The organism is Bariatricus sp. SGI.154, assembly GCF_050313795.1.
GTDB lineage: Bacteria > Bacillota > Clostridia > Lachnospirales > Lachnospiraceae > CAMBRQ01.
Genome location: NZ_JBNPMC010000002.1, coordinates 39,608 through 50,941, shown reverse-complemented (window position 1 = coordinate 50,941; position 11,334 = coordinate 39,608). Strand labels below are relative to the sequence as shown.

Annotated in this window: 13 protein-coding genes; all 13 read right to left on the bottom strand. The window is 43.0% G+C overall.

Features of this window, described 5'->3' with window-relative positions:
• Nucleotides 1–4 precede the first annotated feature (4 nt).
• The gene (locus tag ACQRBN_RS02180; protein ID WP_427737403.1) at nt 5–1,483 is read right to left on the bottom strand and encodes a sensor histidine kinase; all 1,479 of its coding nucleotides are present in this window, start codon (nt 1,481–1,483) and stop codon (nt 5–7) included.
• The gene (locus ACQRBN_RS02175; protein ID WP_427737293.1) at nt 1,428–2,117 is read right to left on the bottom strand and encodes a response regulator transcription factor; all 690 of its coding nucleotides are present in this window, start codon (nt 2,115–2,117) and stop codon (nt 1,428–1,430) included. Before ACQRBN_RS02175 ends, ACQRBN_RS02180 begins: the two co-directional genes overlap by 56 nt.
• Before the next feature lie 21 nt (nt 2,118–2,138).
• The gene (locus ACQRBN_RS02170) at nt 2,139–2,798 is read right to left on the bottom strand and encodes a helix-hairpin-helix domain-containing protein (RefSeq protein WP_427737292.1); all 660 of its coding nucleotides are present in this window, start codon (nt 2,796–2,798) and stop codon (nt 2,139–2,141) included.
• 65 nt (nt 2,799–2,863) lie between these two features.
• A complete protein-coding gene (locus ACQRBN_RS02165) occupies nt 2,864–3,295 on the bottom strand; it encodes a DMT family transporter (RefSeq protein WP_427737291.1) in 432 nt (143 codons plus the stop codon).
• Nucleotides 3,296–3,360: 65 nt separating this feature from the next.
• The gene (locus tag ACQRBN_RS02160; protein WP_427737290.1) at nt 3,361–4,539 is read right to left on the bottom strand and encodes an aspartate aminotransferase family protein; all 1,179 of its coding nucleotides are present in this window, start codon (nt 4,537–4,539) and stop codon (nt 3,361–3,363) included.
• Between the two features lie 8 nt (nt 4,540–4,547).
• On the bottom strand, nt 4,548–5,447 hold the full coding sequence (argB, locus tag ACQRBN_RS02155) for an acetylglutamate kinase (protein WP_427737289.1): 900 nt from the start codon (nt 5,445–5,447) through the stop codon (nt 4,548–4,550).
• A 56-nt stretch (nt 5,448–5,503) separates the two neighbouring features.
• Nucleotides 5,504–6,727: a bifunctional glutamate N-acetyltransferase/amino-acid acetyltransferase ArgJ gene (argJ, locus tag ACQRBN_RS02150; RefSeq protein WP_427737288.1), complete on the bottom strand. Its 1,224-nt coding sequence runs from the start codon at nt 6,725–6,727 to the stop codon at nt 5,504–5,506.
• A gap of 47 nt (nt 6,728–6,774) precedes the next feature.
• Nucleotides 6,775–7,221 carry a GNAT family N-acetyltransferase gene (locus ACQRBN_RS02145; RefSeq protein WP_427737287.1) on the bottom strand — a complete coding sequence of 149 codons (447 nt, stop codon included), beginning with the start codon at nt 7,219–7,221 and terminating at the stop codon, nt 6,775–6,777.
• Nucleotides 7,222–7,299: 78 nt separating this feature from the next.
• Nucleotides 7,300–8,340: an N-acetyl-gamma-glutamyl-phosphate reductase gene (gene argC, locus ACQRBN_RS02140; protein WP_427737286.1), complete on the bottom strand. Its 1,041-nt coding sequence runs from the start codon at nt 8,338–8,340 to the stop codon at nt 7,300–7,302.
• Between the two features lie 236 nt (nt 8,341–8,576).
• Nucleotides 8,577–9,530, bottom strand: a complete 954-nt coding sequence (locus tag ACQRBN_RS02135; RefSeq protein WP_427737285.1) for a permease prefix domain 1-containing protein — start codon at nt 9,528–9,530, stop codon at nt 8,577–8,579.
• Entirely contained in the window at nt 9,512–9,724 is a 213-nt protein-coding gene (locus ACQRBN_RS02130) for an ATP-binding cassette domain-containing protein (RefSeq protein WP_427737284.1), read from the bottom strand. The genes ACQRBN_RS02135 and ACQRBN_RS02130 overlap by 19 nt, the downstream gene beginning before the upstream one ends.
• A 279-nt stretch (nt 9,725–10,003) precedes the next feature.
• Nucleotides 10,004–10,729, bottom strand: coding sequence for a hypothetical protein (locus tag ACQRBN_RS02125; protein WP_427737283.1), 726 nt, complete (start codon nt 10,727–10,729; stop codon nt 10,004–10,006).
• 44 nt (nt 10,730–10,773) lie between these two features.
• Nucleotides 10,774–11,238 (bottom strand): ABC transporter permease, encoded by a 465-nt coding sequence (locus ACQRBN_RS02120; protein ID WP_427737282.1) that lies wholly within the window; start codon nt 11,236–11,238, stop codon nt 10,774–10,776.
• Nucleotides 11,239–11,334 lie beyond the last annotated feature (96 nt).

Below are 11,334 nucleotides of genomic sequence, written 5' to 3'. Positions count from 1 at the left end.
CTAACTAAGACACATAGGTCAGCGGAATACGCACTGTGAACGTCGTTCCCTCTCCAACCTGGCTAAAGACCTTAATCGCTCCTCTATGCATTACCACTGCACTTCTGGCAATCGCAAGCCCTAGGCCGGTTCCGCCGATCTCTCTGGAATGAGACTTGTCCACACGATAGAATCTTTCAAATACATGCTCGATCGCCTCCTCCGGAATTCCCATTCCTGAATCTGCAACCTCAATATAACAGTTCTTATGGTCTGCATTCAAAGAAACATGAATCCATCCATTTTCTTTGTTATACTTAATTGCATTCTCTACAAGGTTCGTTATGGCAAGAGATATCTTCACCTCATCTACTTCTGCCGTAACCGGGCGGAAACTTTCGAATACCACTTCAATATTACGTGTTGCCGCAATCGGTCTTAACTGCTTAAGGATTCGCTCTACCAGTGCATTCATATTCTCAGACTTAATATTCACCGTGCTTGCAGTCTTGTCCATCTTAACCAGGGATAACAGATCATTAATAATCTTATTCTCCCTTTCAATCTCCTCTGACAGGTCGCCCATGAACTCCTTATAAAGTTCCGCAGGCACTTCCTCTTGCGCAAGCAGAGAATCTGCCAGCACCTTCATAGAAGTAAGAGGCGTCTTCAGTTCATGGGACACATTCGACACAAACTCATTCTTCGAATCATCCAGTACCTTCATCCTTCCCAGCATCTTATTAAACGCTTCGGATATCCGCATAGTCTCCGTATAAGCATTCTCATGCAGATAATTATCCTCATATCCTTCTGTTACTGCCTCGATAGAGTGGGTGATTCTCTGGAATGGTCTTACCATCATGAATCCGGCCGCAAAAGCCAGCACCATCATAACCATTCCTACAGTCAGTCCCACAATAATGATTCTTTCATCTAACACCTGAATATTATCGTTCATCGAATCTGTCGACACACTCACCAGCATCACACCCGTAATCTTTTCATTTCCAAGATCATAAATAGGTGAAGTCACTTCTATATATCTGTTCTTTTTGTCATAATTACTGGTACCTTTTCCACGAAAACACCGAATAACATCTTCGGAAACGATAGTCTTTCCCTTATCCATATCATATGTATCTTCTTTAATACGGAAATCATGATCAACCACCAGAACTCTTCCATTATAGATATTCGACAACTGAATCAGTTCTGTCTTAATCGCCTCAGATGTGTCACCCGTCAGATAATTCGTATTACTTAACTGGTTACAAAGAATGGTACATTGATTCTGTATCTCGGCAGTCCGTACCTCTACTGCCCGTTTCTCATAACTACTTAAAATGACTCCCCTTAGAATCACCCAAGGCACTATCCCTGACAGGAAGACCAAAAGGATGATTCGAAAACGGAGACTTTTAAGCACATTATTTTTTAAATATTTCCTAACCCCTGAAATAATAACCAACACCCCATTTTGTATATACGTATTTCGGATCACTCGGATTCGTCTCAATCTTCTCTCTCAACCGACGTATATGTACATCTACAGTTCTTGCATCTCCGGGATATTCATATCCCCATACAATATTCAGCAGATTCTCCCGGCTGTATACCTTATTCGGGTTCATCGCCAGAAGTTCCAGAAGATCGAATTCTTTCGCCGTCAGATTGATCTCTTTCTCACCGATGATCACACGCCGGCTCTCACAATCAATCTTCATCTCGCCCTTTACGATCACTTTCTCATTCGCCTGTCCCTGGTCGCGCTTGCTGGTACGACGTATAATTGCTTTAATACGGGCTTTTACCTCCAGAATATTGAAAGGCTTCGTTATGTAATCATCTGCGCCATATTCCAGTCCAAGAATCTTATCCATATCATCGCTTCTTGCTGTCAACATCACAATCGGCACATCTGAGAATTCACGAATCTGCTGGCACACTTCGAAGCCATCATGTTTCGGCAGCATAATATCTAACAAGATCATATCATAAGCATTCTCCCGCGCCAGTTTTAACGCTTCCTCCCCATCATAAGCGCAATCAACCTTCATTCCATCCTGCTCAAGGCTGAAACGAATTCCTTTCACGATAAGTTTTTCATCATCCACAACTAATACTCGTCTACTCATCTAACCTCTCCCTTATTATGTTCATATCTTAATCTGGTCTTTGATCTTGTTATATGTACCTTCTTTGATTCCTTCTACTTCCATCAGTTCTTCTGCCTTACGGAAGCCCCCATGTTCCTCTCTGTAATTGATAATTGCCGAAGCCTTCGCCTCTCCGATACCAGAAAGCGTCATCAATTGCTCCTTGGATGCAGTATTTAGATTCACCTTTCCATCATCCTGATTTTGACCGTCTGCACCTTGCGCCGATGCTCCCGACATTCCTTGGGCTGTATTGCCTTGTATCACTTCCTCTTTCGACAAGACATATAACTGCTGCCCATCTTCAAGCACTGCCGCCTGATTCAGCGACTCTTCCAACGCTTCATCCGTCAATCCGCCTGCTGCTTCTACAGCCTCATATATACGGCTGCCACTCTTAAGCATATAGACGCCCGGACTTACAACCGCACCGCATACATGGACATAGATATTGCCTTTTTCAAGAGAATCTTCCATCTGTACTTTATCTGTCTCTTTCGTTTCTTCTGATACTTCTTCCTGTTCTTCTTCTGTTCCTTCTATCTCTGCTTCTTCCAACCAGACATGCTCGCCCTCACTCTTTCTCGCACACCCTGTTAACAGAAGCAACATTATCATAAGAATAATAAAACAAACCTTTTCCCATGTCTTTCTATGCATATGAACTCCTTTGCAGCCTGTCGAAACCGCAAATACCCCGCTTATGCCTAGACAGATTTATTGTACTATTTCCATTGAAAAATTGCAACTCCAATCAGTGCAATCACCATACCGATTACTTTCCTCCACTCCAAAGGCTCCTTCTCTACACCAAACAGTCCAAGAAGTTCGATTACATAAGCAATAATTAATTGGGAGATCACAATCAGAAGTGCCGCCTTCGCAGGTCCAAGCTGCTCCATACTCTTAATGACGGTCCAGGTGATACCCGCACCGATCACACCTCCTAAGAGCACATATTTGGGCTCTACTTTTGTCAACGTCATCACATCATCCCTGCCAGCGATCAGCCACGCCACAAAGCACAGGGCAAATGCGCTTAACTGCACCCACGCATTGCTGACCCACATTCCAGTCGTCTCTGTTACCTTTGTATTAAATACTCCTTGTACACTCATTAACGCTCCCGATAAAAGAGCAATAAAAAAACCAATCATCAGATCTACCTCCTACATTCCTGTAAATAGTATATCCAATGATTGCTTTTTTATGTTTCTGTAATCTATGAAAGTATGTGTTTTATCTTCTCTACAAATTCATCAATCTGCTTTTTTTCAATCACAAGCGGAGGAACCAGACGAAGCACATTCCCCTTCGCACTGATGACTAATAAACCTTCTTTCAACGCTTCTGCCGACACTTCTCCCACAGGTCTGGTGATCTCAATTCCCTGAATCAGACCGATTCCTTTCTTCTGAACGACAGCATCGCATTCCTTCAGCAACTCATCCAGTTTCTGCGACAAGTACTCACCCACCTCATGTACATGCGCCACCAGATTCTTCTTTTCAAAGATCTCAATCGTCTTAGCCACTGCTGCACACGCAAACGGGTTGCCTCCATATGTGGTTCCATGATCTCCCGGCTCGAGTGAATATTCTGCCACAGCCTCGGTCATTGCAAACGCTCCTACCGGGACACCACTTCCAATTGCTTTTGCCATAGTCATGATATCCGGCTTTGTACCGTAATGCTGCCATGCAAACATCTTGCCGGTACGTCCCATTCCACACTGGATCTCATCACAGATCATGAGGATGCCTTCTTTATCACACAATTTTCGAATCCCCTTCATGAATTCTGGTGTCGCAATATTGATTCCTCCCTCACCCTGCAAAGGCTCCAGGATGATCGCACATGTCTTATCACTCACTAAAGCTTTTACACTATCCAAATCATTAAATTTTGCGAACTTCACACCCTGAATTAACGGTTCATAAGGCGTACGGTAACTTTCTGTTCCTGTCACGGACACCGCTCCCATGCTCCGTCCATGAAAAGAATTCTCCATTGCAATGAATTCGTAACGACCGCTGCCTTTCTTCCATGCATATTTACGTACTGCTTTCAGCGCTCCTTCATTCGCCTCTGTTCCACTGTTGGTAAAGAATACTCTGTCCATGCCAGAGACACGTTTTAATGCCTCTGCCGCCTGACCACAACTTGTATTGTAATACAGATTGGACGTGTGCATTAACTTATCAATCTGTGTTTTTAATGTATCATTCAGTTCCTGATTGCCATATCCAAGACCGCATACGGCGATTCCCGCTGCAAAGTCCAGATATTTCTTTCCTTCTGTATCATAGAGATATACGCCTTCTCCATGATCAAGCACAACCGGAAATCTGTTATAAGTATGCACGAGTCCTTTTTCTGTTTCTTCTATATATTGATTCATTTCTATTCCTACTCTCCGTGATAAAACTTTTCCTCATTGTCATTCAAAATCGCTGTTCCGATACCTTTATTCGTGAAGATTTCAAGAAGCAGGCAATGCGGAATTCTTCCATCCAGGATATGCACTCTTGATACTCCGTTTTCAATGGCATCAATACAATTCTGGATCTTCGGCAGCATACCGCCTCCAATATACCCCTCTTCCATCAACGCTCTTCCATCAGATACCCGAAGTTCCGATATCAGCGTCTCAGGATCAGACGGATCCTTATATACGCCTTCAATATCCGTCAGGAATGCCAGTTTCTCTGCATGCACGGCTCTTGCAATAGCGCATGCCGCATCGTCTGCATTAATATTATAAGTATGAAAGTCATCATCCATACCAACCGGACATATGATCGGGAGAAAATCTTTCTCCAGCAAGTCAAATAAAATATCCGCATTCACTTCTTTGACCTCGCCAACGAATCCGATATCTTCTCCGTCTGCGTATTTCTTATCAACCTTTAACAATGCTCCGTCTTTTCCACTGATTCCGATGGCACGGACTCCAAGGCTTTCTACTAACTGTACCAGGCTTTTATTCACCTTGCCAAGCACCATCTCTGCCAATTCCATCGTCGCCTCATCCGTGACACGAAGTCCGTTGATGAATTCCGGCTCCATGCCGACTCTGCCAACCCATTTGCTGATCTCTTTCCCACCGCCGTGAACGATGATCGGCTTAAATCCTACTAATTTCAGAAGAGTTACATCCTGGATGACCTGCTCTTTCAACTGTTCATCCACCATGGCACTTCCGCCGTATTTGACAACGATTATCTTTCTATTGAAACGCTGGATATAAGGCAGGGCCTCAATCAGCACTTCTGCTTTCTCCAGGTATTTCTGCATTGATTTGTTCATGACCTCTTACTTTCCTCCTTATGCAAACAGACAACTCTCATTCCTGACATCTGCAATTAACTTCTGTAATCCGCATTGATCTCGATATAGCCATGTGTCAGGTCGCAGCCCCAAGCAGTTGCTTCTTTATCTCCCATCTTCACATCTGCGATTGCAGTCACCTCAGATTCAGACAATATCTTAGTTGCTTCTTCCTCACTGTAATCAACTGCCGTACCATTCTCGATGATCTGAATCTTGCCTGCCTTGCTTACGAAAAACAGATCCACCTTCTCAGGATCAAACTGTGCTCCGGAATATCCCATTGCACAGAGGATTCTTCCCCAGTTCGCATCATGACCTGCGATAGCTGTCTTAGTAAGATTGGAACATACAATGGATTTTGCAAGAGTCTTCGCCTGCTCTACGCTCTCACATCCAACTGCCTTAACTTCGAATAATGCGGTAGCGCCTTCTCCGTCTCCGGCAATCTTTTTCGCCAGATATTCATTGATTGTATGAAGCGCTTCTGCGAAGTTCTTATAATCTTCACTTCCGTATACAATCTCCGGATCCTCTGCAAGACCATTTGCCAGTAAGATTACGGTATCATTCGTAGAAGTATCTCCATCTACAGAGATCATATTGTATGTATCATCTACATCTTCACTTAACGCTTTCTGAAGTGTCTCCTTAGAAATCACCGCATCTGTGGTGATGAATGCAAGCATAGTACACATATTCGGATGGATCATCCCTGAGCCTTTTGCCATACCACCGATGGTAACAGTCTTTCCTCCTACTTCGATCGTAACAGCCAATTCCTTCTCACAGGTATCTGTCGTCATAATTGCTTTGGCTGCCTCGGTTCCATTCTCCAGTGTATCATTCTTCTTGCCAGCCAGCACTTCGATTCCTGCGGTCAGTCTGTCGATCGGCATCTGCTTGCCGATGACGCCCGTAGAACCGATCAGTACGCCATCTTCTGAGATATCCAGAGCTTTTGCGGCTGCGACAGCCGTATCTTTACAATATCCGAATCCTTCTGCTCCTGTACAGGCATTGGCGATTCCCGAATTCACGATTACCGCCTGCACTTTGGCACCGCTTTTTACCACCTGCTGATCCCATTTCACCGGAGCCGCTTTAACTACATTCTTCGTAAATGTTCCTGCTGCCACACATGGCACCTGGCTGTAGACCATTGCCATATCTGTTCTGTCTTTGTATTTGATCCCTGCCGCTGTAGATGCTGCCTCATATCCTTTTGCTGCGGTTACTCCGCCTTTGATGATTTCCATAGTATTCTCCTCCTTAATATTCCATCGTCTTTATTCTGTCATTTCTATTACTGCTCATTAAATGCCGTAATATTTTTTTCATTTAATACAAAATCATAATAATTCAAGTCCAGTCTCTTAGTCCAGCCGATCGTATTCCAGAATGCATTGCCGATATCATTCTTCGTAAATGCAATCAGGCAGACTTTGTTGATCTGTTCCTTCTTCAATTCTTCCATGGCTTTTACTACCATAGTTTTGCCGATTCCCCGTCGCCTGTATGCCTCATCTACACACACATGATACAGGCATCCTCTCCGTCCGTCGTGTCCGCACAAGATGCTTCCTACTACCTTGCCATCTTCGGTTGCCACCACGCTTGTCGTCGGATTCCGCTTAAGGAAACGGTCAATTCCTTCTCTGGAGTCATCCACGCTTCTTAATCCGAAGCCCCTGATCTTGGTCCAAAGCGCATATACTCCATCGTAATCCTCTATTGTCATTGTTCGAATCATAATCGTTTTTTGTATACCTCCTCCTACTATTGACTGTATATTCGTTACAGACTCACTGTAAATGATCGTACCTGCATTTTATGGGAACATCGGGACCAGTTCCAGACCTTCGCTTTCCGGAAGCCCAAACATCAGGTTCATATTCTGTACTGCCTGCCCCGCTGCGCCTTTTACCAGGTTATCGATCGCGCCCATCATGATGATACGGTTGGTTCTTGGATCAATCTTGAAATTAATATCCACATAGTTGCTGCCTTCTACCCATTTTGTTTCCGGGCAGACACCCTCATCCAATACACGAATGAATCTTTCCTTCTGATAATATTTGTCATAGATTGCCTTCACTTCTTCATAGGTAACATCCTTCTTCAAAGAAGCATATTCCGTTGCCAGGATTCCCCGGTTCATCGGAACCAGATGCGGAGTGAAGTTAATCACGACCTCCTCGCCTGATGCATAGCCCAACTGCTCCTCAATCTCCGGCGTATGTCTGTGAGAAGCTACTCCATATGCCTTAATATTCTCGTTCACTTCACAGTACAGATTGGGAACCTTTGCGCCTCTTCCCGCACCGGAAGTACCGGACTTCGCATCCACGATCAGAGTCTTCATATCAATGATGCCCTCTTTCGCAAGCGGATAAGCCGTCAGAATCGAGCAAGTCGTATAACATCCCGGATTCGCAACCAGTCTGGCTTCCTTGATATCCTCGCGGTTTACCTCGCACAGCCCATAGACCGCCTCCTTAATAAACTGCGGGCTCTTATGCTCTATGCCATACCATTTCTCATAAGTTGCCACATCTTTAATACGGTAATCAGCACTTAAGTCCACGATCTTCGTCTGTGACAAGATCTCCTCACTCATTACCGAAGCGCAGAACCCTTGCGGCGTAGCCGTAAAGATCACATCCGCCTGCTTGGCTAACTCTGCCATATTATCATCCAGACACTTCGCATCTACAATCTGAAACATATTCTGATAAACTCCAGCATACTTCTTATCTATGTAACTTCGGGAGCCGTACCACACAATCTCGGCATCCTTATGTCCCGTCAGGATTCTCACCAATTCGCCTCCGGCGTAGCCGGTTGCACCGATAATTCCTATCTTAATCATTTATCATACATCCTTTCTATCTCCACAAAGTGTATTTTTATAAATCATAGTCTAAACAAATATAAACCAATTTTCGCCGCTTGTCTAGGGAGGGGACGGGGGAAATTGAAATTTCCCCCGTCCCCAATTCGATTTGGGGTGTCCCAAATTAAAACTGCTTGCATAATTATACATCCAATGTGTATATTATGCAAGCGGTTTTTTTGTTTTTCACCTAATTCTTTTACAAATTCTTCTTAATTATTTATCAAATTACTGTTGTAATGTACCGATAATCCAAGCCCCACGTACAAATACGAGATCATAAGATTGATATTCCCATAAGAAAGGAAAGGCATATTCACGCTGGCTGGCGCGGCATATCCAAAATTCATACCTACATATCTGATTATCTGCAACGCAAAAAATAGTACACAACTGATTCCCAGCATCTTCCCCAGTTGATTTTTTTGTCTCAGCACCAGAAGCAGAAGACAGATAACAAGCACTGCCTCTGCTAACGTCAATGCAATTCCATCGCCACTCCCCCAAGCCTGATATAAATAATTCCACAGATACTCACCTTTTATCATACTCATATCCGGCGAATCATAAGGAATACTACCAAGAACATCCGCATTCTCTGTCATTGCTTTTATTCCTGACGCTATTCGTTGATATATTGTATTTTGCTCCGGTCTTAAGAAATCACTCAGCCGGTTCCACTGATAATCTCCCATCAAACATCCATTAACCGCCATCCATCCGATTCCCATTACCACAGGTAAAGCAAACAATACGCTCCATAAGATCACCGAGTTCTTACGCTTACTTTTTCCAAATCCTCCCTGACAAATAGCCATCTGAAGCATAACCACTCCTATGAATACCATAAGACACATTGTACTAATACTCACCAATATACAAATACTAAATACGCCCATCATTGCAAGAATAACAGTACTTTTCACCAACCCCTCATATCCCTGCTGCCTATAATGCCATACAATCCCAGCATAAATCGGAATCAAGAGATAAGAAAAACTCCACGCAATTTGGGGCCGATGTATCTTGTTAAGTTCTATACCCACGGCTACAGGATCTCCCATCTCCCGGACCGCTGCTTCTTCCGCTTCCTGCATATTCATTCCTTCGGATAAAAACTCCTCTTTCTGCTCTTCAATATGCGTTTCTATTTCCCACAACACCATCGGAATTGCTCGTCTGCAAATATAATCTGTGGATCATGGATTAACGCTCTGCATATTGCCGTCCTTTGTCTCTCTCCTCCCGACAACTCATACGGCATCTTATTCTCTAATGCTTCAATTCCACACTGCTTCATAAGTACTCTCGCCTTTTCTTTTCCATCTATCCTCGCATTCTTACCTCCAGGAACTGCCATTGGCAATCCCCTTCGGATACTTTGACAACTAATAAAATGAATCCCAATTCTTCCCGACGGATCCTCGCTGCTTCTTTTTCGGAAATATTCTCCACATCCATATTATTATAGCACAACATTCCATCTGTCTAAGTTTCAATCATTCCCAGGATCTTCACGAGTGTTGTCTTCCCACTCCCGGACTATCCCATGATTCCTATGAATTCTCCTTTTTGGATAGTTAGATCAATTCCGTTAAAAACATTTGTATTTTGATAATTTTTTATAATATTCTGAGTTTTAATTATGTCCATACATTTCTCCGCCTTCTCTATCCATCCGATCAATGATTAACCGGTATCCATAATTTCTGATTCCTTTGATATAGAGAACCTGAAACAACGCAAGAACAGCAAACAGCGTTATCACCTGTTTCACAAGAACCATTTCCACATCGCAACGCAGATAAAGTAATATCACAACTCCAGATATCACAGAAAGCCAACATGGTATTTTTAGATAAATCGACAATTCACTCTTTATATGATATTCTACTTGCGTTGCATCCATCCCCAGTTTTTCTAAGAATCTGTACTTGGAACTTAATAGCGGAACCTCCGTCCAAACCTTGAGCGCCAGGATCGTCATGTTACTGATAATCAGAAACATCCCCATACAGATATAAAAGATCAGTGTCACCGTATCTTCCGGCCCATCTCGCAACAATAAAGTTTCTTTTGAATACAATATTGCATCGCAAGACTCAGCGATCAAGTTCAATTGATCCTCCAAAACCTGTTTCTCTGTCTTTCCTTGTTCCGACACATTCTGCGTAACAATCACCATATTCTTATCCGAAGATGTTTTCATCAAATGATAATCTTCTTCATTCATAACCAGAATTCGTATGATTTCCGGCTGCTGTGCAACACATAAGACTTCTTTCACTTCTGCCTTAATACGGAATCTTCCTATTCTTTCGCCATGCCGCAGATATACGTGATCTGACTGAAACATCACTTCCATATCATCCTCCGACTTTTGCATGATTGCCAGAATCTCACCTTGATTCAGATGCTCTTCTTCTCCCTATATTTCAAAAGTGCCGAAATCGAATGTCGCTGCAAGTTTGCCAAATTCATTACAACTGCGGCCATAAATATTCCCAAGACATAAAGCAAAGTCGTAAAAAATGATTCCATAAACATTCGGCGGTTCCATACAACCGAGATATCATGAAACCGAAGAATCGTTTTCACCAAAAAAAGAAACGCCGTCCCCACAATACATCCGATCACATATGAGATCAGGCATATCATCCCATATTCCAGTAAAATCATCTGAATAATATATCGTTTTTCACTTCCGAACACCATGAATATTCCATAATCCCTGAGCCTCACTCTGCTATAATGGCTCATCATACACAGGATCAGGATAATGCCGATAAATAGCAAGATATAGATATATGCCTGCACAGTGATTCCAAGAGAAGATTTCATCTTCTCCTGCTCGGTCATCGCTCCTAATATCATGATTTTTATTCCTTCAAATAGAAATAGTATCGTTGAAACCATGACAGAACTTATATAGCGCAATATGCAATTCCATATATTACTTTTAAATATTTT